This window comes from Anaerolineales bacterium (assembly GCA_015075725.1).
Lineage (GTDB): Bacteria > Chloroflexota > Anaerolineae > Anaerolineales > Villigracilaceae > Villigracilis.
This window is the reverse complement of record JABTTV010000001.1, coordinates 1522071-1543757: the sequence shown is the minus strand read 5'-3', so window position 1 is coordinate 1543757 and position 21687 is coordinate 1522071. Positions and strand designations below refer to the sequence as shown.

The 21687-nt window shown below is 52.5% G+C and carries 23 protein-coding genes; 20 read left to right on the top strand and 3 right to left on the bottom strand.

Annotated features, from left to right (window positions below):
• Positions 1 to 219 precede the first annotated feature (219 nt).
• Positions 220 to 564 (bottom strand): sulfurtransferase, encoded by a 345-nt coding sequence (locus tag HS100_07415; GenBank protein MBE7433729.1) that lies wholly within the window; start codon positions 562 to 564, stop codon positions 220 to 222.
• On the bottom strand, positions 554 to 2731 hold the full coding sequence (gene glgP, locus HS100_07410; protein MBE7433728.1) for an alpha-glucan family phosphorylase: 2178 nt from the start codon (positions 2729 to 2731) through the stop codon (positions 554 to 556). The genes HS100_07415 and glgP overlap by 11 nt, the downstream gene beginning before the upstream one ends.
• A 274-nt stretch (positions 2732 to 3005) precedes the next feature.
• On the opposite strand from glgP, the gene HS100_07405 reads away from it, so the two are divergent.
• The 6 genes from HS100_07405 (at position 3006) to HS100_07380 (ending at position 8822) form a co-directional block, all read left to right on the top strand.
• Positions 3006 to 3986, top strand: coding sequence for a fasciclin domain-containing protein (locus HS100_07405; GenBank protein MBE7433727.1), 981 nt, complete (start codon positions 3006 to 3008; stop codon positions 3984 to 3986).
• Positions 3987 to 4135: 149 nt separating this feature from the next.
• Entirely contained in the window at positions 4136 to 5611 is a 1476-nt protein-coding gene (locus tag HS100_07400) for a hypothetical protein (protein MBE7433726.1), read from the top strand.
• Between the two features lie 77 nt (positions 5612 to 5688).
• Complete coding sequence (locus HS100_07395; GenBank protein ID MBE7433725.1) at positions 5689 to 6291, top strand: hypothetical protein; 603 nt, start codon at positions 5689 to 5691, stop codon at positions 6289 to 6291.
• Positions 6292 to 6297: 6 nt separating this feature from the next.
• A complete protein-coding gene (locus HS100_07390; protein MBE7433724.1) occupies positions 6298 to 6747 on the top strand; it encodes a hypothetical protein in 450 nt (149 codons plus the stop codon).
• A gap of 3 nt (positions 6748 to 6750) precedes the next feature.
• A complete protein-coding gene (locus tag HS100_07385) occupies positions 6751 to 7779 on the top strand; it encodes a sulfotransferase (protein MBE7433723.1) in 1029 nt (342 codons plus the stop codon).
• Between the two features lie 47 nt (positions 7780 to 7826).
• Positions 7827 to 8822, top strand: a complete 996-nt coding sequence (locus tag HS100_07380; GenBank protein ID MBE7433722.1) for a Gfo/Idh/MocA family oxidoreductase — start codon at positions 7827 to 7829, stop codon at positions 8820 to 8822.
• A 29-nt stretch (positions 8823 to 8851) separates the two neighbouring features.
• Here HS100_07380 and HS100_07375 read toward each other — a convergent pair whose 3' ends face one another.
• On the bottom strand, positions 8852 to 10456 hold the full coding sequence (locus tag HS100_07375; protein ID MBE7433721.1) for a hypothetical protein: 1605 nt from the start codon (positions 10454 to 10456) through the stop codon (positions 8852 to 8854).
• Between the two features lie 148 nt (positions 10457 to 10604).
• Between HS100_07375 and HS100_07370 the strand changes: the two genes are divergently transcribed.
• The 14 genes from HS100_07370 (at position 10605) to HS100_07305 (ending at position 21683) form a co-directional block, all read left to right on the top strand.
• Complete coding sequence (locus tag HS100_07370) at positions 10605 to 11462, top strand: VOC family protein (protein MBE7433720.1); 858 nt, start codon at positions 10605 to 10607, stop codon at positions 11460 to 11462.
• A 10-nt stretch (positions 11463 to 11472) separates the two neighbouring features.
• The gene (locus tag HS100_07365) at positions 11473 to 11871 is read left to right on the top strand and encodes a hypothetical protein (GenBank protein MBE7433719.1); all 399 of its coding nucleotides are present in this window, start codon (positions 11473 to 11475) and stop codon (positions 11869 to 11871) included.
• Positions 11872 to 12033, top strand: coding sequence for a hypothetical protein (locus tag HS100_07360; GenBank protein ID MBE7433718.1), 162 nt, complete (start codon positions 11872 to 11874; stop codon positions 12031 to 12033).
• Between the two features lie 135 nt (positions 12034 to 12168).
• Positions 12169 to 12933 (top strand): 5'/3'-nucleotidase SurE, encoded by a 765-nt coding sequence (surE, locus tag HS100_07355; protein MBE7433717.1) that lies wholly within the window; start codon positions 12169 to 12171, stop codon positions 12931 to 12933.
• A gap of 81 nt (positions 12934 to 13014) precedes the next feature.
• Positions 13015 to 13296: a hypothetical protein gene (locus HS100_07350; GenBank protein MBE7433716.1), complete on the top strand. Its 282-nt coding sequence runs from the start codon at positions 13015 to 13017 to the stop codon at positions 13294 to 13296.
• Between the two features lie 144 nt (positions 13297 to 13440).
• Positions 13441 to 14136 (top strand): hypothetical protein, encoded by a 696-nt coding sequence (locus HS100_07345; protein MBE7433715.1) that lies wholly within the window; start codon positions 13441 to 13443, stop codon positions 14134 to 14136.
• On the top strand, positions 14126 to 15646 hold the full coding sequence (locus HS100_07340) for a hypothetical protein (protein ID MBE7433714.1): 1521 nt from the start codon (positions 14126 to 14128) through the stop codon (positions 15644 to 15646). The genes HS100_07345 and HS100_07340 overlap by 11 nt, the downstream gene beginning before the upstream one ends.
• Before the next feature lie 49 nt (positions 15647 to 15695).
• Positions 15696 to 17210, top strand: a complete 1515-nt coding sequence (locus HS100_07335) for a hypothetical protein (GenBank protein ID MBE7433713.1) — start codon at positions 15696 to 15698, stop codon at positions 17208 to 17210.
• Between the two features lie 12 nt (positions 17211 to 17222).
• Complete coding sequence (locus tag HS100_07330; protein MBE7433712.1) at positions 17223 to 17588, top strand: MGMT family protein; 366 nt, start codon at positions 17223 to 17225, stop codon at positions 17586 to 17588.
• Between the two features lie 9 nt (positions 17589 to 17597).
• Positions 17598 to 17987: an MGMT family protein gene (locus HS100_07325; GenBank protein MBE7433711.1), complete on the top strand. Its 390-nt coding sequence runs from the start codon at positions 17598 to 17600 to the stop codon at positions 17985 to 17987.
• Positions 17988 to 18063: 76 nt separating this feature from the next.
• Positions 18064 to 18960, top strand: a complete 897-nt coding sequence (locus HS100_07320) for a CPBP family intramembrane metalloprotease (GenBank protein ID MBE7433710.1) — start codon at positions 18064 to 18066, stop codon at positions 18958 to 18960.
• Positions 18961 to 18978: 18 nt separating this feature from the next.
• On the top strand, positions 18979 to 19257 hold the full coding sequence (locus HS100_07315) for an MGMT family protein (GenBank protein MBE7433709.1): 279 nt from the start codon (positions 18979 to 18981) through the stop codon (positions 19255 to 19257).
• Positions 19258 to 19310: 53 nt separating this feature from the next.
• Positions 19311 to 19919, top strand: coding sequence for a hypothetical protein (locus HS100_07310; protein MBE7433708.1), 609 nt, complete (start codon positions 19311 to 19313; stop codon positions 19917 to 19919).
• A complete protein-coding gene (locus HS100_07305) occupies positions 19920 to 21683 on the top strand; it encodes a hypothetical protein (protein ID MBE7433707.1) in 1764 nt (587 codons plus the stop codon).
• Positions 21684 to 21687: the final 4 nt, after the last annotated feature.

Genomic DNA, 21687 nt, shown 5'->3' with positions numbered 1-21687 from the left:
GGGGCATACTTTCGCCATCGCAGACGGGGCAAACAAATTGAATTCGCCATCCTTATGAAAGGAGGAGGTGATGTCTAACATGGATAGTAGTAACAAACCCAGCGCTGTGGCATCCCTCCTCAAGTAAGAAGGAAGCCACAGCGCCCCACGATTGCCGCCCGAAAGGGCGGCAGTCTGGTTAATAAAGTAGGTCACGCTTGAAGCGTGACCTGCAATGTTTTAGTAGAAACCGACGGATTGGTCCACCTTTTTTGCGTACTCGTCGATCCCGCCGCGCACATTGAAGATATTTTTGTATCCCTGCTTTATCAGCCACATCGCGACCTGCACGCTGCGGTTGCCGTGGTGACATATGATGTAAACAGGGATTTCGCCCGACTGAACCGACTCGGACAACACAGTCGGTCCTTCGGAAGCCAGCCGGCTCGTGGGCATGACCTCGAGCCTGGGGTCTTCGATCCTTGCCTGACCCAACTCCGGCAGTTCGCGCACGTCGAGCAGGATGAACGTTTCATCCGATTTAAGCTTTTCACCGAGTTGTGTTACGGTTATTTCAGGCAGCATTTTTCAATCCTTGATAATCGGGCGCTTCATGCGCCTCCCCTGCGAGCGCCGGAAGATAGAATTTCTCCACATATTCCTTGACCATTCGGCGCGTGGAGAACTGCGGGATGACCGTTTTCATCGAACTTTTCATAAAGGCGATCCACGCGCTCGATCTTTCCTTGGGGTCGCGGTCGTAGAATTTCGGGATGATCTGATGTTCGAGCGTGCTGTACAGGCTTTCAGCATCGGCGGCATCCTGCGCCTCAGTGGATTCATATTCCTTTTCCTCGCCGATAGCCCAGCCGTTCCTGCCATTGTATGCTTCGCGCCACCAGCCGTCGAGAATGGAAAAGTTGGGCACGCCGTTGATGGCGGCTTTCATGCCTGAAGTCCCGCTGGCTTCATACGGACGGCGCGGGGTGTTCATCCACACGTCCACGCCCTGGACGAGATAGCGGGCAAGATTCATATCGTAATCTTCGATGAAGACGATGCGGCCGCCGGTCTCGGCTTTCTTGACCGTGCGATAAACCTGCTGGATCAACTTCTTGCCGGGGTCATCGGCGGGATGCGCCTTGCCAGCAAAGATGATCTGCACGGGATGGTTCGGACGGTTGATGAGCTCGAGCAGACGTTCCACATCCGAGAGAATGAGACTGGCGCGTTTGTAGGTGGCGAAGCGGCGCGCGAAACCGATGGTCAATGCATACGGATTGATGAGCACTCCCGAGGCAATGACTTGGACAGGATGAAATCCTCCGTGAGTCCAGCGGTCTCGGACGCGCTCGGTAAGATAAAACGCCATCTTGCGCTTGAGGTGGAGATGAACTTCCCACAATTCCTTATCAGGGATCTGGTCGATCTTTTCAATCAACCTGCGATCGTCGAGGTTATCATACCAATCCGCGCCGAGATATTTTTCGAGCAGGATGCTCATGCGGCGCGCCAGCCAGTTGCGGGTGTGGACTCCGTTCGTGACATGCTGAATGGGCACATCCTTCACGTCGCGGTCGCTCCAGAGAAACTTCCACATATCGCGCGAGACTTCGCCGTGCAATTCGGAGACCCCGTTCGAACTGCCGGAAAGCTTGAGCGCCAGCACCGGCATGGAGTAAGTCTCGCCGTGGGGGTGCTGCTGTTTGGCAACCTCCACGAATTGTTCGCGCGTCAGGCCGAGTTCGCCCCAATAGTTTGCAAGATACTTGTCTATGAGCCAGAGCGGGAATTCATCATTCCCGGCGGGGACGGGGGTATGGGTCGTGAAGATATTCTGTGGGCGCGTCTTTTCGGCGGCATCGGCAAAGGCGAAGCCCCCGGCCACGAGTTCGCGAATCCGCTCAAGGGTCAGGAAAGAGGCATGGCCTTCGTTCATGTGCCAGACAGCCGGCTCGTATCCCAGTGCTCTTAGCGCGCGGACTCCGCCAATTCCCAGGAGGACTTCCTGCATGACACGGCGGTCAAGGTCAGACCAGTAGAGGCGGGCAGTGAGCAGGCGGTCATAGTCGTCGTTGCCTTCGACGTTGGAGTCAAGCAAATAGAGGGGTACGCGCCCAACACGGACTTCCCAAATTTGGGCGGTGAGTCTTCTATCGGGGAGGTCGAACGAGATGGTGACGGGCTTGCCGCTTTTCTTGACGAGCGAAACGGGAAGATGCTCGACATTGAGGGGATTGTTGACCGCTTCCTGCCAGCCGTCTTCCGTGATGCGCTGGGAGAAGTAGCCTTGCGCATACATGAAGCCAACCGCAATGAATGGCAGACCGAGGTCGGAGGCTTCTTTGAGGTGATCGCCGGAGAGCACACCCAAACCACCGGAGTAAATTGGCAGGGTTTCGTGCAAGCCGTATTCCATCGAGAAATATGCGACCGGTTTTTTCAGGTCTTTTTGATTCTTTTGCGACCAGGATTCTTTGCTGAAGTAGGCGTCGAAGCCTTTGAACAGCTCGTCGTAATGTTCCAGATATTCCCTGTCGTTGGCAACCTGATTTAGGCGTGCGCGTCCGACCTCGTTCAACAGGCGGATCGGGTTATGACCGAGGCGTTCCCACAGGTCATAATCCAACCGACCAAATAGATGCGACGCTTCGGGGTGCCAGGTCCACCAAAGGTTGGTGGCAAGTTCGCCCAAGCGCCCGATGCGCTTTGGCAGGTCGAATTGTTGAGTGGGGGAAGTTAGGAATTCCATAGCGGCGAATAATACCTCATAGTTTTTTCGATTCAAGCTATTGTAAGGTGAATTAGTTTGCTGGTCAAACTAATTCTGGCCACGCGGATGGATTATGAGTTGAGAATGTGAACCATTAAGAGATGGATAAAAAAGATAAGAATAATAGATTTATGAGAGATTGTACAGATGCCATTGACTATCTGTGCAAAATATATACAATATCGACATTACATTTGCAAAACCTTTGCAAATGATGGTATAAAAATCTATTCGTAAATGGAGTAAAAGAGCTATGAAACGCAATTCCCTGTTCGTCGGACTGCTCGTCGGAGTCTCAATGGTGCTGGCAGCCTGTGCGCCCGCCGCCACCCCCACCCCGGCGCCCGAGCCGACCGCCATGCCCGAACCTACCGCCACCCCCGAACCCGAACTGGCGGATATCGTCGATACCGCTGTGGCTGATGGTCGCTTCACCACTCTGGTTGCCGCAGTCGAAGCCGCCGGTTTGGTGGAAACCCTCAAGGGTGAAGGTCCCTTCACCGTGTTTGCTCCCACCGATGACGCTTTCGCCGCGCTGCCTGAAGGCACTGTCGAAAGCCTGCTCCTGCCTGAAAACAAGCAGCAGCTCACCGACATCCTGCTTTACCATGTCGTCTCCGGCAAGGTCATGGCTGCGGATGTGACCGGTCTTGAAAGCGCCGCCACCGTGCTCGGCAAGGACATCGCCATCAAGGTCGATATGGGCAATGTCTACATCAACGAAGCCAAGGTCATCATCACCGACATCGAGACCTCCAACGGCGTGATCCATGTCATCGATGCGGTCCTCCTTCTGCCCTCGGATGAAGCCGCTGAATCCAACACCATTGTGGATGTCGCTGTCGCTGACGGCCGCTTTACCACCCTGGTTGCCGCTGTGCAGGCCGCGGGTCTGGTCGAGACATTGAGCGGGGAAGGTCCCTTCACGGTCTTTGCCCCCACCGACGAGGCTTTTGCCGCCCTGCCTGCAGGCACTGTCGAGAGCCTGCTCCTGCCTGAGAACAAACAGCAACTCACCGACATCCTCACCTACCATGTGGTCTCCGGCAAAGTCATGGCTGCGGACGTGGTCAATCTGACCAGCGCTCCCACCGTGCTCGGCAAGGACATTACCATCACCGTCAAAGATGGCAAGGTCTTCCTGAACGATACCGTTCAAGTCATCATCACAGACGTTGAAGCCTCGAACGGTGTGATCCATGTGATTGACGCGGTTCTCCTGCCGCCTCAATAAAAACTCTCCTCTTTGTTGTGTGTGCAAGAAGAAAGGACGGGCGTGAGACGCCCGTCCTTTCTCTTATTACAATGTCGTCTTTGAGAGAATCGTTGCGGGAGGGCTGTTTATCGCCGGCAGGGGCGAAGGTGAGATAAAATTTACCGGACATGAAACGCATCTTTATCTCAGCCGATCACGGCATGGCAATCATCTACTTCCTGCAAAGCGATGTCGTATCGACCCTGCTCGAGGCGGGCGTCGAAGTCATCCTATTAACCGACGACGAAATCGTTGCACAGCTTCGATCGCGTTTCACGCATCATGGATTAACCATCGAAGGTCTGCGCCTCAAACAAGCGAACGAATACGGAAAGATATTTCAACCAAGAATTCAATGGCTGCTCGCCTATCTGCGGCGCGTCGGCGGTTCGCGCCGCATCAACACCGAAGCCATGGACAGCCACATCTGGGAAGTCTGGGCGGAGAACTCGTGGAAATTCCGCTTGGGGGTTTGGATTCCCTCCGCGTTGATGATTCTCCTCCTGCGGAATTTTTCATGGGCAAGAAAACTTCTCGTGCGGATTCAAAACCGCTTCACCCCCAACCCGGGAATTTATTCTGACCTATTTGAAAGATACCACCCTGACATGGTCATCGCTTCGACTCCCGGCTGGCGCATGGATCGTTATCTCCTGCGCGAATCCGCGCGGCGCGGCACCCCGAACATGACCGTCATCGTCGGCTGGGACAATTCATCGTCGTATAACGTCTCCGGCGCGGATGTACAGTGGGCTACGTGCTGGTCGCAACTGCAAAAAGATGAACTGGTCAAAGGCTCAGATTGGGACCCTGAGCATGTCAACATCGGCGGCATCCCTTCTTATGACGGGTATTTTCGCAGCCAATGGCTCATGCCGCGCGACGAATATTTCAAACTGCACGGGCTCGACCCAAAACGCAAGTTGATCTCATACGCCAGCAGTTTTGTCCATTTTGCGCCGAACTTCCCGAACATCGAAGCGCTGGCAAAGTTGGTTTCATCGGACGCATTGGTAGAACCTTCTCAGTTGTTGATCCGTTTACATCCGAGCCATTTTCAAGACAAACCGAAGATCTTCGCAGAAGAACGTGCGCGTGTTTTCGAGTTGGAGAAGAAATATCCGCACGTGCATGTTGTCCAACCCGTGGCGTTGGGTGGATCGCTCGGCTACTACGGCGGCGAAGATATGGACGAGAAATCGTCCATGATGGCGTACTCGGATGTGGTGGTGACGGTCTATTCGACGATGCTGGTTGAAACCGCTGTCCACGATACGCCGATGATCGCCGCGACAATCGATGTCCCTGGCGGGTGGAACAAGAAGAATAAGTTTTCGCTGTCGCTGAAAGAGATCGGCGATTGGCCCACGCACAAACGCTTCAGTGAGGCGAAGGCGGGACGAGTCGCTGCGGATGAAAATCAACTGCGGGAAGCGCTGAACATGTACCTACGGGATCGAGGCGTCGATTCCATCGAGAGAAGGAAATTCGTCGAGAGTGAGATCACGTTCACGGACGCATCATCCGGCAAACGCACAGCGGAGTTCATTTTGAACGTGCTTGATGGATTCAACCGCAAAGAGCGCGAAGAACGCCAGGAATAAATCATCGATCTTCGCGACCCTGGCGTGCTTCGCGGTTAAAAGATATTTCATGGTAAAAATGAGGGCTGGAGAAACAAATGAAACAGAAATTCCTGATTGCTATTTCGATTTTAGCGATTCTCGCCCTGTCTGCCTGCGGAGGCGGGGATGCCACGCCTGAGTTCAGCGCAGAAGACCTTGCATCCACAGCCGTCGCCGAAGCGTGGCTCGTCGTCACCCAAACCGCGGCGGCCGCACCGACATCCACACCCGTCCCGCCGACGTTTACCCCGCAGCCGATCAATACCATCCCCGCCACATTGGCTTTGCTCCCGACGCTCCCGCCCGCAACCATTGCGGTTGCGGTATCGCCAACGCCCGAATGCAATCAAATTCCGCAGATCGAACCCAAAGGCACGCTGACCAGCGTCGAGTTCTACAACGAATCGGGGAGCAGCGTCAACCTGGCGTTCGGTATGCTGTCGCCCAACGATAAGGGAGAGTGCTATACGTATTCCTTTACCATCAGCGATAACAAAACAGAGTCTGCCAAGGTGCTGACGGGCTGTTATTGGGGCTGGGCTTGGGTTGGCGGAAACGAAGGTTCCATTGCGAAATCCGGCGATAAGGTTTTATGTCTCACCGACCCGGCGTTCATTCACAAGATCGTGATCACCGAAGAACGGGTGGATTTCAAATAATTTTCAATGACAAAAACCGGTTCGATGTTCCTGTTTTATTTTTCGATCACGCTCGCCATCGCCTCCAGCACGTTGTATCACTTCGTCGCCAAGAGCACGCCCGCGAACGTCAACTTTACCGTTTCTCTGCTGGTGACATACGCTGTCGCGTTCATTGCGACTCTCTTTACCTTTTCTTTCTTCCCGGTCGAAAATGGTCTTGGCTCGGAAATAATAAAATTGAATTGGGCGAGCGTCGGGCTGGCGGTTGCGATCGTGGGCATAGAATTCGGCTTTTTGCTCGTTTACCGTTCAGGTTGGAATTTGGGCATCGCGGCTGTGCTGGTCAATGTCGTCGCCTCTCTCATCCTTGTCCCTGTGGCGGTCTTCGTCTTCAGGGACAAACTTACCTGGGTCAACATCGCCGGGATCCTCGTCTGTCTTTTGGGCTTGTTGATGTTGAATTGGAAAAGATAGATCATGTTCTCCCGTTTCAAATCCGCCGCACGCATCCTTCTAAAGGGTGAACCTAAAAAGAAAAACCGCAATCCCATCCCCGCCATTACAAAGGAAGAATTGGCTGAGGTTAAACAATTCTTTCCGCGCGAGAAATTCTTCATTCTCGGTCATGCCCGCTCCGGCACCACCCTGCTGATGCGTCTCCTGCGGTTGCATCCCGAAGTTCATTGTAACTATCAGGCACATTTCTTCACGCGCAAGCCGCTGCTCAAATCGCTGGTCGACTCGGCCGAGATCGAGGAATGGCTCGCGCGCAAATCGAACCGTTGGAATCACGGGCGCGACCTTTCACCGCTCGTTCTGCGCGCCACAGCCGATTTCATCATGGAGCGCGACGCCGCCCGCGAGGGCAAAAATATCGTCGGCGATAAAAGTCCTTCGAGCGTGATCCATGGTCAGGTCGTGCGCGAGATGCATTCCCTGTATCCCGATGCGAAGGTCGTCAACATCGTCCGCGACGGGCGGGATGTTTTGATCTCGGAGCGCTTCCGCAATTTTGTCGAAGAATCAAAATTTTTGACCGCAGAAGATAAACGCATCATCTCGGACCTCAAAACGGATCCGGCTCCATTCGGCGACGGGCGCCGCTCGCTCTTCACCGAGACCTTTATCCGCAACATCGCCAAACGCTGGGCGGACGATCTGACCGAGATCGATTCCGAGGGCAAACGGTTGTATGAAAAAAAATATATCTCGCTGCGCTACGAAGATATGCTCGCCAAGCCTTACGTCGAATTATCCCGCCTTTGGAAATTTCTCGGTGTAAAGAAGATGGGCAAAACGTTGGAGAAAAAACTGCTGGCGGAAATGTCCTCGAACCCGGATGAAGAATGGCAGACAAAACGCAACGAAGGTATCGCCTCCTTCCTCCCGAAAGGACAGGCAGGCAATTGGCAACGATTGTTCACCTCACGCGATAAAGCATTATACAAAGAACTTGCGGGTGATGCTTTGGTCAAGTGGGGGTATGAGAAAGATTTAGGTTGGTAGTAGGGGCGAGGCGACCTCGCCCCTACTTTTCATAAAAGGATGGAACCATGAAATATCTAATCGCCGGACTCGGCTCGGTCGGACGACGTCATATGCGCAACCTGATCGCGCTTGGCGAAACGGATATCGTCTTATACCGAACTCATAAAGCGACATTGCCCGATGATGAACTTGAGGGCCATCCCGTCGAAACGGATTTGATCGAAGCGTTGAGGAAACACAGACCGGATGCGGTCATAGTTTCTAACCCCACGTCCATGCACTTGGATGTCGCCATCCCTGCCGCCAAGACAGGATGCGCCATTTTGCTCGAAAAGCCGATTGCCGCATCGATGGAGCGTGTGGATGTTCTTCAAAAAGCGGTTCAGAAAAGCGGGTCGAAGGTTTTGGTTGCTTTTCAATTCAGGTTTCATCCCGGCATGGTCAAAACTAAGGAACTCATCCAAACCGGAGAGATCGGACGGGTGGTTTCCGCTTCTGTCCATTTTGGAGAGTATCTTCCTGCGTGGCACCCCTGGGAGGATTACCGCAAGGGGTACGCGGCTCGATCCGACATGGGCGGGGGCGTGGTAGCAACTCAATGTCACTCACTGGATTATCTTCCATGGCTGGTTGGCAAAAGGGTCGAATCTGTTTGGGGATTTGCCGCCAAACTCAGCGACCTCGAAGTGACCGCGGACGACACTTCCAAGATCGGTCTGCGCTTCGAAGGCGGCGCATTGGGAAGTTTGCATCTTGATTACAACCAGCAGCCGCCGGAGCATGAATTCCGCATCATCGGCACGAATGGAACCATAAAATGGAATCTCGCCGATGGCGTGGCAAGGATCTACCGAACGGAGAAAAAGGATTGGGACGTATTTCCGTTACCGGCTGGGTGGGAGCGCAATGTCATGTTCCAGGAACAAACAAGGCATTTTATCGATATCGTCGAAGGGAAGGCTGCGCCATCCTGCACCCTGGAGGATGGCGTTCAGGTGCAAAAGATCATTTCTTCAGTCCATGAATCTCAGAAGACTGGCAGATTGATTGCGTTGAAATAAAAAAAACGGCGGTGTACCCGCTTTTTTTTTTAAGGAAGCGCGTCCCAGTTAATGTTGGAAGAGTCTGTTCTCAGAAATACTTTGACCCCGGGGGCGATCGCCCTGAAAACATAATCGGTCATGTAAGGGGCGGCTTCTTCGCTGGTATTTTCCCACAACGAAACGATCACATCCGGTTTGAGTTCGCCGATGGTATGTGTGTAGTCCCACTTCATGTGACCGGGACGCATGTTCGGGATGTCCGGAATCCCCATCGGCGTGCGGACGTTTTGGTGTGCGATGTACGGGTCCGCTTTGCCGAGGATGTCGATGGCGTATCGGTCTGGGAGAAGGTAGGGAATCGTCCCTGCGCCGACAACGGCAATCGACGCTCCCGGCTTTGTGACCTTTTCAAGAGAGATGGCGATCTGCAAATTGCGGTCGTTCCCAGCGACATAATCGGGGCGGCGGGTGAAGTTCCAGCGCTCGATGGACTTCCACTCGCCAAGCAGGGCGTTGAAGGTCAATAAGGAAAAAGCGAATAAGATCACAAAGATAGCTCGCCAGCCAAACTCAACCACAAAACCTTTGTGACCCTTAGTGTCCTTTGTGTTTAATTGATTTGCACCGCGTTTCAACCACTCGCCAGCTGCCCAACTGAAACTGACAAAATACAACGGCATGGCAATCACGATATAACGGTTTGCTCCACCATGATTCTCCCACGCATCGCCGCCGACATAAACGGAGTAGGCGACCTGCCCCGCGAGAAGGAGGAACATCAGGGTCACTTTCCAATCGCAGCGAAAAAGGAAAATGGATAACGGCAGGAGGAATAACACCCAATTATGGAAATAAGCAAACTGAATAAAGGCGTACATCCCGCGCAGGATGCGCAGGGTTGTGTTCCAACCTTCCACTTTGAGATAATAAGTGTTCGGTAGCCATTCCCCATAATAGGTGTAACGTGCGAGAGTCTGCCCGACGAGGAAGAGAATCAACAAGCCTAATCCCCAGACGAGATGTGATTTGTGGTTTTCCTTTTGCATCCAGACCAATACGGCAAAGATAACAAGATACGGTACTGCCATATCGAAACGGACAAGGGTGGAGACGGCAAGCAATATGTAAATCCAGATGTTGAATCGTCCGTCGCTTTGAACAGCCAGCAAAACTGCGGCGGTCAGTATCGATGTCAACAAGCTGACTTCCATGCCGAGCAAGCCGAAGGAATTGAGCGGCGCGTAGAACGCGGTCAATGCCACGGCGGAGAGCATGATGAAGAGGTCATCGCTAAAAACTTCGACCAACTTTTTGACGAGGAACAGGTTCAAAGTCAGGAGAGAGGCGCCGAGGATCTGGACGTAGAGTCCCGTTTGGTTCAATCCGATGGGGGCGAGGTGAATCAACGCCATGACCCCCGTCCACAAGGGATTGGTGATACCCTCCACGCGCTCGCCGGGATTCCACACCAGTCCGTTCCCGTGCGCGAGGTTGTAGGCGTAACGCATCGAGATCATCGCATCGTCGAAGAGGACGTACCAGGTTTTGCCATCGATCTCGAAACTGGTCGCGGCGATGTAACGCTGACAATAGAAAAGATAACCGACGGCGAGCAGGAGAAATGCGATGGTCCGTAATGTTTTCGAGTTCATCACGGGAAATTATACTCAGTATGAACGGGAAGGCAGGTAAGGAAATCGCTTCATGGGAGGTCTTCTTCAATGATAATGTTAAAAAAGATTGGAATGAAAATTGAACCAACCCACCCTCCAAAAATATTCGGTTCACCCCGCCACACGAATGGGACACGTCTCCCTGAACGTTGCCAACATTGAGAATCAGATTCTCTTTTACGAAAAGGCGATGGGCTTCAAAATCCACTGGCGCGAAGGGAATCGCGCCGGTCTTGGCGCCGGTGGCGCGGACTTGCTTCAACTCACCGAAGAGCCGAACTTGAAGCGTTATCGCGGCACGACAGGCTTGTATCATTTCGCCATTCTCTTCCCGAACCGCCGCGAACTCGCGAAAGCGATGGCGCGTTTGTTTGCGTTGAAAATTCCAAACTCGCCCACCGACCATGTGATGACCAAGACCACCTACCTCAGCGACCCCGAAGGCAACGGCATCGAACTGTATTGCGAGTCGCCCGAAGACGGTTCGTGGACGATCAAAGATGGCAACTACGAAGCCCGCTGGGCGGACGGTCGCTGGAGCGATGGACGCGAAGCCCTCGATGTCGACGCGCTCTTCAAACACATCAAAGACGACGACCGCATCGACACACCCGTACCCGCCGAAACCCGCATGGGTCACGTTCACTTGCATGTGAGCGACATAAATGAAGCGGTCGATTTCTACCATGGCGTGCTCGGTTTCGACGTCATGGGCATTTCAAGTGGAATCGGCATGGCATTTGTATCTGCAGGCGGATATCATCATCACATCGGACTCAACACCTGGAACGGACGCGGCGCGCCTCCCCCTCCGCCCGATGCTGTGGGACTGCGCTTCATGACCGTGGACTACCCGAATCCTTCCGTGCTCGCCGAAGTAACCGCCCGCGTGGAAGCTGCTGGTATCTCCTATAACAAGACGGACGATGGCTACCTGCTGCATGACCCCTCTCAGAACGGCGTGCTGCTCCGCTCGGTTGGATAGCAGACGATAGATGACAGACCATAGACCGTGGACGAATGTCCGCGGTCTCTTTATTTCTCATAAAGTTCTGTGTTTTCTTTGGCAAAACTTCCAGTACGAATTTCAAAACCCGTGTCGTCTCTACCGAAACGAAAGAGAGACTTCATCCGTGTACGCCCAATTTTCCGACCCACCTTTCAAGATCGTCTTCAACCCAGAAGGCAATGACTCAGGCAACGCCTGCATTGCCAATATTAGCCCGCGCGAACGCAAAAAACGCCGGCAATTCGGCATCATGCAGATATCCTTTGGCGTGATCTTCCTCGCCATACTGCTGCTTTTCGGCGTGGACAAGCCCTGGCGCTTGCTGGTCTTAATGCCTTTCGCCGCCGGAGCCTCGTCCATCTTCCAAGCCCTCGACAAAACCTGAGTGATCGAAGCTGCGCGTGGTACACGCCTCACAAAAGGAAAATCTGAAAAGATCGAAGACTTGAAAGAAGTGGCAAAGATCCGCTGGCAGGCGGTGAAAGTAATCGTCAAAGGCAATCTGGTCGCCCTTGCCATGACTGCACTGGTCATGCTGATTCCCTAGAAATAGTCCATCATCCCAAAAACGCTCTGCCCACAAAGCAGGGCGTTTTTCTTTGCCAATCGCATGGCGTATAATTCAATTACGAATTACCAGTCGTAAATCGTCAATCCAAAATCGCAAATCGGAAATCAACCCATGCATATTCTAGTCACCAACGACGACGGCGTAACCGCCCCCGGCCTCCTCGCCCTCGCGCAGGAAATGCGCAAACTCGGCAAAGTGACCGTCTTTGCGCCGGATAAAAACTGGTCTGCCTCGGGTCATGTCAAAACCATGGAGCGACCCTTGCGTGTAAAAGAAGTGGCTCTCGCGGATGGCACCTCCGCCTTCGCCTCAGACGGTGCACCTTCGGATTGCGTCGCGTTGCCCTTGCTTGGGCTTGTCGACGAAGCCATTGACATTGTCGTTTCAGGCATCAATCCCAACGCCAATATCGGGCACGACATCACCTATTCCGGCACGGTCACGGCCGCGATGGAAGCCGTAATTGCAGGTGTTAGCGGCGTAGCCGTTTCATTGGATTCGCCTGAGGGGCACAAAGGCTTACTCGACTACTCAACTTCTGCCGTGGTCGCGAGGCGCGTCGTCGAACAGGTCATCGCGGATGGTTTGCCCGAAGGCGTCGTCTTGAATGTCAATGTGCCATATCTCACCGAATCCGAACTCAAGGGATACATGATCACCCGTCAGGGACTCCGCGTCTATCGCGACGCACTCGACGTGCGCAGTGACCCGCGAGGCAAACCGTATTACTGGATTGGCGGCGAAGCCCCCACCGGCGTGGACGAACCCGGCACCGATTTTGGCGCTTTACGCGCTGGCTATGTGTCCATCACGCCATTGCATTTGGATTTGACCCACCTCAAGGCGATGGATGTGTTGAAGAAGTGGAATTTTTAGACCATGGACGATAGACCGTAGCCAATGGACTATCGCAAATCAACGGTCAATGGTCCATCGTCCACGGGTAGAAAGGCAATCATGAACTTTCTCAAAAAACTTTTCGCACCCCGTCCTGCCTACACCAAAAGCTATTACACCTTCACCGTAAAATGCAAACGCTGCGGCGAGACCATCACCGGGCGCGTGGACCTCGATAACGACCTCAGCGTGGAATACGAAGCAGGCGGCGATGTCTTCCACGCCCGCAAGGTTCTGATGGGAGAGAACAAATGCTTCCAGCGTGTGGAGGTGATCTTCAAATTCAATTCAGAGCGGCAGGTCGTCGAAAAAGAAATCATCGGTGGAGAATTCGTCGGGTGATTGAAATGATTTAACGCAAAAACCCGGAGGCGCAAAGGAAAGGCTTTGAATCCTGGCGTCCTGGCGACTTTGCGTTAACAAATCTTGACTTTCTTATTCAACGACTAGTGGAAATAACCTGGTTTATATCCTTGTGAGGTTGTCATGAAACGACCATTCATCCTTCTGCTTGCACTTTCCATATCATTCTCCATCCTCGCCTGCGGACGAGGCATCATCCCACAGGATTCATCCGTCAACGCCGAAGCGCCAGAACCCCCCAAACCTGTCGAAAAGACTCTCTCCACCTTCAATCCCATCCAGGGGACAGATTACCTCATGGCGGGAATTGTCCCGATCGAATTAACACGCGACGCCAGCCTCAATCCGTTCGAGTGGATCAGCAGCAGCGGCTATTCGGGATATTCCGCCTACGCAACCTACAACTACGTTTTCTTCAACACCCAAACCGAGGAATATCACCGCCTCCTGCCGGATAACAATTCCATCATCTTTCAAACCGCCGGGTTTCCGCAACTGGTCTACGACCCCAACGACCCTGAAAAACCCGCGCCTGTCATCGCATTCTGGATGTTCAACATCATCAAAGCCGACACCAACGGCGACGGCTACTTCGATTACCGCGACAAACTCACCATTGGCATCGCCGATGTCAGTGGCGCAAATTACACCGAACTGATCGCCAATGTGGATGCCATTCAATCGCAATACTACAAAGACACATCCAACTTCTTCATCATCTACAACGTCAACGACAAGAACTTCATCGCCAAGGTCAACCCCATCACGCGCGCGATCATCTCCACCACCGAAATGGACCTCGGAGAAGATGTCAAATAATCTTCAACGCATCACAACCTTCTTCCTCATCCTGCTTGCCGCCTTACTCATTGCACAGGCGGCATTCTCGCTCCAATGGCCCATCGCACACGACTCCGCGCCGCTCCTCTATGAAGCCTTCCTCATGCAGAGCGGGCGCATCCCCTACAAAGACTTCTTCGACTTCCAAATGCCCGGCAGTTACATCGCCTACTACCTGCTCGGTATCCTCAGCAGCTTCAACGCATATCGCATCCGCATTCTCGACATCGTCATCCTCACCGCCCTCGTCACCATCACCCACCTCGCCATGAGGCGCCTTGGCAAACTTCCCTCCTTCGCCGCGCCGATTCTTTTCGCATTGCAATATCTCGAAGGTGGTCCCGCCCTGTCACTTCAACGCGAATATCTCATTCTCATCTTCATTTCTCTTTCAATTTGGATCGGCGTGACCGACACCCTGAACTTTCGCAAACGCCTCATGCTGGGACTCTTCTACGGACTCGCCGCCACGCTCAAACCTCACGCCGCGCTCGGACTCCTCCCCTTCCTGTTCTTTGACATTGCAGACCTGAGAGAACGCCGGGAACTTTCTCTGCTATCGTTTGCCAGGCAAATTTTCCTACCCATAACAATTGGCTTCGCAATTCCCGTTTCACTCATCACTCTTTACTTAGCAATTACCTATTCCCTATTCCCTTTACTTGACATCATCCTCAACTACGTTCCGCTCTACACCCAGATCAATGGCGAGATGGTGATCATGCCTTCATCAGAACGGCTGACATATTTATTTAACCAGGTCTGGCGTTTGGGAGGAAGCGCTCTCTGGTTACTCCCCGCCGCCTTTGGCATCTATCTCAATCGCAATCGTCAAGCCTATCTCCTCGCCAGCCTCACCATCATCTACGCCCTCTACCCCGCCTTAACAGGACAATTCTTCCCCTATCATTACATTCCTTTTCTTTACACCATTATCCTCGTAGCATCGCTATCACTTTCCACTTTCCACTCACCGCCTTCCAAACAACCTTCTTTCCTCTTACCTCTTTCCTCCACAATCCTTCTCGCCACCATCCTCATCACCATCCGCCCTTCCCAAACCTTCATCCGCCAACTCCAAGGCAAAGACATCGCCATCGCCGCAGACCGGGCAACGCAAATCTCAACCTTTCTCGAAAAAAATCTCGAACCCGGCGACCAAGTCCAGCCATTGGACTGGACCGGCGGCTCACTGCTTGCCATATTGGAGAATCGCGCGCCAATTGCCACCTCATACGTCTTTGATTTTTATTTCTATCATCACGTATCCAATCCCTACATCCAATCCCTGCGTGCAGACTTCATGACTCAACTGCAAGAATCCAAACCGCACTTCATCATCGAAGTCACCGCCATAGACAAACCCTGGGTCTCCGGCGAAGACACCAGCCGTGACTTCCCTGAACTGCGTGCGTTTCTCGCTGAGAATTATTCCGTTACAATGGAACGCGAAGATTACATCATCTACGAATTAGACGATGGACAATAGACCACAGACCATGGTTCACTGTCCACCGTCCACCGTCCACTGCCCACTAATGAAACCCCTTTCATACATCTACCTCCTTCTTCCTTTCATCCTCTTCCTCTTCGGCTGGGTTCGTCTCGCCTTAGCACTTCCGCTTGCCCTCATCCTCCTCTTCGCCCTCTACAAATTACTATTTACCAATTACCAACCTTTTGACTTCGCTCAGGGCAAGTCTCCACTTTCCACTTTCCACTTTTCACTTTCCACTGTTTACTGGTTACTGATAACTGCTCTTTGGCTCCTCCTCTCCGGCATCGGCGGCTACGCGTTCCAAAACTGGGACCACAACTGGCGCAACGTCGTCTTCCGCGACCTCATGAACTTCGACTGGCCAGTCTACTATGCCCAACCCGAAAGCGGACCAGTCAAAATGCTCGTTTACTACGTCGGCTTCTGGCTGCCTTCCGCTCTCATTGCCAAATTCACCAACTGGCAAGTTGCCAATTTCGTTCTCTTCCTCTGGTCTCTATTCGGCTTGTTGCTTGTCACTCATCACCTCGCCTCTGCGCTCAAAACCTCGCCACTCAAAGCCACCCTGCTTTTCATCCTCTTCAGCGGACTGGACATCCTCGGCACGCTTTTTTTCCCGCAAGATTATCCGACCATCTTCCCGCCCATCACCCATCTCGAAACCTGGGCAGGGAATTTGCAATACTCATCGTTCACGACACAATTGTTTTGGGTCTTCAATCAAGCGATTCCGGCATGGCTGGTAATTTCTGTCATTGCAAACCTTGCAGAAGAAAAGCAATCTGACCATCGCAGCGAACTCATCTTCCTCTGGTCACTATGCTTCTTCTTCGCCCCCCTCGCCTCGCTGGGACTTCTCCCTTATATCCTCATCGAACTCATCAAGCAAACCGATTTCAAATTTCTGTTCAAAAACCTGCGCTGGGAACAACTCCTTGCAGCTCTAATCATCTTTCTTCTTTCCTCTTTCTTCTTCGCTTCCAACACCGCCGCCCAACAACGCGGATTCCAATCTCTGTCCCTCGATAAATTCCTAGCCTTCTTCCTACTCGAAGGGGGGATTCTCTGGTTCATCCTCGCGCCGTCCAAATACAAAGACCCACGCTGGATTGTCACTGGCGTTCTCCTCGCCATCATCCCCTTCATCCAAATCGGCAGCGACCGCGACTTCGTCATGCGCGCTTCCATCGCCCCGCTTTTCTACCTCATGCTGATGACAGGCGAAACCATCTTCAACAAATCCGCTCCTCGCTTTTTACTGGTCACTGTTTACTGTTTACTGCTCGTAGGCTCTTTCACTCCTCTCTACGAAATCAATCGCTCCCTATACCGCACTTACGATTATTATTTCATTCAAGATTCTTGTTCTGCATGTGATTTCTCCAGTGACCCCATCACGAAACTTGCTCAACCTGGCAAACCGGAAGAAGAACATCCCGGTACGCTCGCTGCTGATGCATTGCCCACGCTTCAATTCATGACCGATGAACTCTCACAGAATTTTATAGCCAGCGTCCGGCAAACATTCTTCTATAAATATCTTGCTTCTCGGTAACAAAGGAAATATATGTCTGAAATCCCAAACCTCCCAGATCCTCAAACCTTTTATGCTGAAGTCTGGAATATCGTCACTTTGATCCCCCGCGGAAGAGTCGCTTCGTATGGACAAATTGCCAGGATGCTGCGTCCGCCCACCGGTGTGGATGAAGCCACCTTTGCCGAGTTTGGCGCATTGTGGGTCAGCAACGCCGTCGCCGCCAGCCCGAATGAGGTCCCGTGGCAGCGTGTGGTTAACTCAAAGGGGCAGATCACAGAACGGGACGGGTTGGAGGCGAAGCGTCACAAACTCATCTTGGAAGATGAAGGTGTCTTTTTCAATCCAAGAGGTCGCATCGACATGAAGAAGTACGGCTGGTCTGGCAAACGTAAATAGGAGAATCTTATGCCATCTTTTTCATCTCCCCCCAACCAACAAGCGTATTACGAACAAGTTTGGGCGATTGCCCGCATGATCCCGCGTGGAAAGGTCGCCACCTATGGGCAGATCGCAAAAATGATTCCACCTCCCAACGGTGTGGAACTTGAAGCGTATGCCGCTTTTGGTCCGCGTTGGGTGGGCGGCGCGATGGCAAACTGCCCCGATGATGTGCCGTGGCAGCGGGTTATCAACTCGCAGGGCAAGATCAGCGAACGCCCCGGCGCGGAGAGGCAACGTCCGCTGTTGGAAGCGGAAGGCGTGGTCTTCGACGCCAAAGGTAAAGTGGACTTGAAAAAGTTTGGATGGAGTGGAAAAGATGAAAGCGACATCCCACAACAGCAGTCGCTTTTCTGACATCACCATTGGAACTTTTTCCGCCTGTTTTACGTATAAGCTCCATCCACCTCAAGGAAAGTTATAGGGCACATACATGAAACAGACGATCAATGATGTTCTCAAATCGCACGCTACATGGTTCCTTGCAGTAATTTGGTTCTCTTCTATTCTTTACTTGTTGATAACAGGAAATGGAGTGCTCGGCTCAAGCGCCTTTGCTTTGGGTATTCTGGTCTTTTCTGCCATCACGGTTGCAATCACCAAAGATGAGGCGGTGATCGCAAGTACGAAAACGCAAAAACCAATCTTGATGTGGGGGCAGCTGCTGGTCGTTCTTTTTTTCGTCCTGCTGACAGGCTATCACGGATTTATCTTCAATGTAATGCCTACTTGTTCCATAAGCATCCCTATCTGGTCATGGTTCGGAGATTGGTTCAGCAACCTTGGTGGACAATATTTATCAGGGTTTGTGGATCATTCGCCTGGTTTAGCTGCAGCCAATTTTGCCGGATACTTCTTAATTCCATTTATCCTTTTGTTGCTGCTCGGCACCCGCATATCTAATCTTGGCTTTGGTAAGGGGCATCGTGTTTGGCAGGTCGTTATCCTTTGGGTTAGTATTCCTATCATTTTCTTTATCATCAACATTTTGAACGGCTCTGCCACATTCATTCAATTGGTTCGCATGTTCTTTGGGAATCTCTTGCGTAATGGATTCTCGGAAGAGTTTCTATTTCGCGGCGCAATCCAAACACGGCTAAATCGATGGATGGCTTCAGATTGGGCATTGGTCATTCAAGCCTTGGTATTCGCGGTTTGGCACCTTGGCGCAGACGCACAATTCATGGGCGGTGACATTCTACAAGGTCTCGCCTTGGGCATTGCCTCGCACAGCATTTTCGGCATGGCAATGGGTATTATCTTTCAACGGACACGGAACTTGATCGCACCTTCCATCGTGCATGTAGTCATCAACATGTTTGGAAATTAAAATGGACAAATCGCAAAAATGATTCCCCCGCCCGACGACGTGGAGATCGAAGCCTACGCCGCGTTCGCTCCGCGTTGGGTGGGCGGTGCGATGGCAAACTGTCCCGATGATGTGCCGTGGCAAAGGGTCATCAACTTGCAGGGCAGGATCAGTGTAAGGCCCGGGGTGGAGAAACAGCGTCAATTGCTGGAACAGGAAGGGGTGCAGTTCGATGCGAAAGGTCGGGTCGATCTGAAAAAATATGGCTGGAGCGGCAAGAGCGGGGAGGAAATCCCGGAACAGCCATCCTTGTTTTGACCTGCATCTCCATCGATGATATGGGCGGGTTTGAAAATGGTAGAATGATTGCGATGTTTGAATCTCTTCGCTCGCCGAAAACATCCCGTGTTCTTTTCGCGGGAATTTTTCTTGCAATCCTACTGGCTTGTTCAAGTTTTGGCGGAACGCCCGCCCCCACGTTGGAACCGGTTTCCATCGGTTATTGCGGCGCGCGAATGACGGAGTTATGCGTCGTGTCGTTCGGGCGCGATGCCCTCGGCAATGCCGTGGTGAATTTGTTCGTGCCGCGCATGAGATATCCTGCTTTTTACATGAATATCATCAGAAGATCGGGGACGGATCCCTACGAATGCATGTGGAGCAAGATCGAAGAAACGAGCGCATATTGCATCGGAAAACCGCTCATTCTCGGTGAGGGTATCGAGATCCAACTTCTCGCAAAATTGGATGACCGTGTGCTGGCAAAGGGAACGTTTACGGTGAATGCGTTCCTTGTCACGACGCCTTTCGTGGAAGAAGGTATCGAAAGGGAAGAATCGGGCATCGGGTCCGGCACAGGCGGAGGCGCAACATCGACCCCCGAGGTTTTTCATGAAACAGAAACCGTTGAACCAACAAATGAACCGTCGAGCGCTGGCGGGACGACTGAGCCATCTGACTCATATCCGAATTACCCGTAAATGAATCCCTGGCGTGATGGTCTTGCGGCTCTGGCAGATCATGCCGGAGACGCATTCATTTTATTTTTCGTCATCGCGTGGGGAATTTTCATCATGCGCGGAATCCTGTTGCGTTTTTTCGGTGATTTGCTGGATGAAGCAGATGTTCTTTCGCTCAGCTCAGCAGGGTGGGTCCTGCCTGTTCTCCTGCTCTCCCTGCTTACCCTTGGAATATCCATTCTTACCAGCGTGGCGATCGGTGTTGTTCTTACCCTTGCATTGATCTTCATCCCTGTTTTCTTTTTTGCCGGGAAAAGACTTGATCCTTTCCCTTTATTTGCCTCATTTGCCGTTTTGATTCCAACCGTTATCTTGCGATTTGCCTTCATCCGCGACCTGGTTCTGCCCTCTTACTTCGACTCGGCGCAGCATTACCGTCTTATCAATTCCTTCATCGAATCCCATCGAACCGGAGTCCCTGTCATTCGCATCGAAGGCGGATACTTCCATCTCGGTTTCCATTCAATCATTGCAGGCATCGCTCAATTCACAGGCGAAGATGTGATCGACCTTATGCTTGTCGCGGGTCCGTTATTTCTGGCTTTCCTCCCCATTACATTCTTTTTCATCGTCAAACGTGAAACCAATTCCTTGCCTGCCGCAATTCTTGCCTGCCTGCTTGCAGGGTTTGGCTTTCACATGCCAGCACATTTAATGAACTGGGGTAAATATCCCGCCTTGCTGGGTTTGTTCTGCATGTCTTTTGTGCTAATCCTTGCATATCTTGCATATCGTAATAATTCGAGCCTTATTCGCAAATCCGCCCTGATTTTATTGGGATTTGCCCTTCCCGTATCGATCCTGATCCATTCACGGACGTTGATCGTCTACGGTTTGGCTCTCATCGCCGCCTTCCTGACCGCTGCATGGAATCGTTTACGGATGCCATACCGAATAACCGGTTTTATTATCCTCGTCTTCCTGCTTCTCGTTGAAATATTCGCACTTCAAAACAACCCCGCGCTCGAAACCCCGCTCGACGGCTATCTCAAGAACGATTCCTGGATTCTCGTCCTTGTCTTCCTGCTTGCCTTCCTCTCCGCCGCTCATTTCACCGAACCCACATTCTTTCTCACCGCATTCCTCGCACTTTGCGCATTCTGCCTTTTCTTCCCCGTACCGCTTCCGGGGATCGGTGTTCAAACCCTGCTCGACCGTCCCTTTGTGCAGATGCTGGCATTCATCCCCTTATCCCTTTTGGGAGGATTAGGATTCGCAGGTTTGATTCGCACGACAGCGCGCCTCTTCCTTAAATCGAAGTTGATGCAGCCCTTCGCGATCTTTTTTGTCTTTGGCTTGGTTCTTCTTAATACCGCCCTGCATTACGACTTCCATCCCTCCGATTGCTGCCGTTTCGTCAATCGCGACGATCTCGCCGCCTTCTCCTGGATGGACGAATTTCTTCCCCGTGATGCGACCGTCCTGATCGCTTCCACAGGTTTGTATGTAACTGCATTTGAATCCCCACAGGCGCAGACCGGTGTGGATGCGGGGATCTGGATTCAGCCCTTGCTTTCCAGGAACGTTGAACTCACCGACTCGAATATTCGCTTCGATCAGGAAGATTCTCACCGAACCTTGTGCAACCGCGGAGTCGATTACATCTACGTCGGCTCGACATTGCAAAGCTTCGACGCCTCACAACTCGAAAGCCAGCCCGACCGGTACCTGCCATCCTTCATCCTGCCGACTGCAAAGATATATCGATTGGCAGAATGCAAGTAATGCC

What these genes read in the sequence shown, in the direction of transcription:
- HS100_07415 (MBE7433729.1), bottom strand. Translation starts at nt 564, where the DNA reads ATGCTGCCTGAAATAACCGTAACACAACTCGGTGAAAAGCTTAAATCG.
- glgP (MBE7433728.1), bottom strand. Translation starts at nt 2,731, where the DNA reads ATGGAATTCCTAACTTCCCCCACTCAACAATTCGACCTGCCAAAGCGC.
- HS100_07405 (MBE7433727.1), top strand. Translation starts at nt 3,006, where the DNA reads ATGAAACGCAATTCCCTGTTCGTCGGACTGCTCGTCGGAGTCTCAATG.
- HS100_07400 (MBE7433726.1), top strand. Translation starts at nt 4,136, where the DNA reads ATGAAACGCATCTTTATCTCAGCCGATCACGGCATGGCAATCATCTAC.
- HS100_07395 (MBE7433725.1), top strand. Translation starts at nt 5,689, where the DNA reads ATGAAACAGAAATTCCTGATTGCTATTTCGATTTTAGCGATTCTCGCC.
- HS100_07390 (MBE7433724.1), top strand. Translation starts at nt 6,298, where the DNA reads ATGACAAAAACCGGTTCGATGTTCCTGTTTTATTTTTCGATCACGCTC.
- HS100_07385 (MBE7433723.1), top strand. Translation starts at nt 6,751, where the DNA reads ATGTTCTCCCGTTTCAAATCCGCCGCACGCATCCTTCTAAAGGGTGAA.
- HS100_07380 (MBE7433722.1), top strand. Translation starts at nt 7,827, where the DNA reads ATGAAATATCTAATCGCCGGACTCGGCTCGGTCGGACGACGTCATATG.
- HS100_07375 (MBE7433721.1), bottom strand. Translation starts at nt 10,456, where the DNA reads ATGAACTCGAAAACATTACGGACCATCGCATTTCTCCTGCTCGCCGTC.
- HS100_07370 (MBE7433720.1), top strand. Translation starts at nt 10,605, where the DNA reads ATGGGACACGTCTCCCTGAACGTTGCCAACATTGAGAATCAGATTCTC.
- HS100_07365 (MBE7433719.1), top strand. Translation starts at nt 11,473, where the DNA reads ATGACAGACCATAGACCGTGGACGAATGTCCGCGGTCTCTTTATTTCT.
- surE (MBE7433717.1), top strand. Translation starts at nt 12,169, where the DNA reads ATGCATATTCTAGTCACCAACGACGACGGCGTAACCGCCCCCGGCCTC.
- HS100_07350 (MBE7433716.1), top strand. Translation starts at nt 13,015, where the DNA reads ATGAACTTTCTCAAAAAACTTTTCGCACCCCGTCCTGCCTACACCAAA.
- HS100_07345 (MBE7433715.1), top strand. Translation starts at nt 13,441, where the DNA reads ATGAAACGACCATTCATCCTTCTGCTTGCACTTTCCATATCATTCTCC.
- HS100_07340 (MBE7433714.1), top strand. Translation starts at nt 14,126, where the DNA reads ATGTCAAATAATCTTCAACGCATCACAACCTTCTTCCTCATCCTGCTT.
- HS100_07335 (MBE7433713.1), top strand. Translation starts at nt 15,696, where the DNA reads ATGAAACCCCTTTCATACATCTACCTCCTTCTTCCTTTCATCCTCTTC.
- HS100_07330 (MBE7433712.1), top strand. Translation starts at nt 17,223, where the DNA reads ATGTCTGAAATCCCAAACCTCCCAGATCCTCAAACCTTTTATGCTGAA.
- HS100_07325 (MBE7433711.1), top strand. Translation starts at nt 17,598, where the DNA reads ATGCCATCTTTTTCATCTCCCCCCAACCAACAAGCGTATTACGAACAA.
- HS100_07320 (MBE7433710.1), top strand. Translation starts at nt 18,064, where the DNA reads ATGAAACAGACGATCAATGATGTTCTCAAATCGCACGCTACATGGTTC.
- HS100_07315 (MBE7433709.1), top strand. Translation starts at nt 18,979, where the DNA reads ATGATTCCCCCGCCCGACGACGTGGAGATCGAAGCCTACGCCGCGTTC.
- HS100_07310 (MBE7433708.1), top strand. Translation starts at nt 19,311, where the DNA reads ATGTTTGAATCTCTTCGCTCGCCGAAAACATCCCGTGTTCTTTTCGCG.
- HS100_07305 (MBE7433707.1), top strand. Translation starts at nt 19,920, where the DNA reads ATGAATCCCTGGCGTGATGGTCTTGCGGCTCTGGCAGATCATGCCGGA.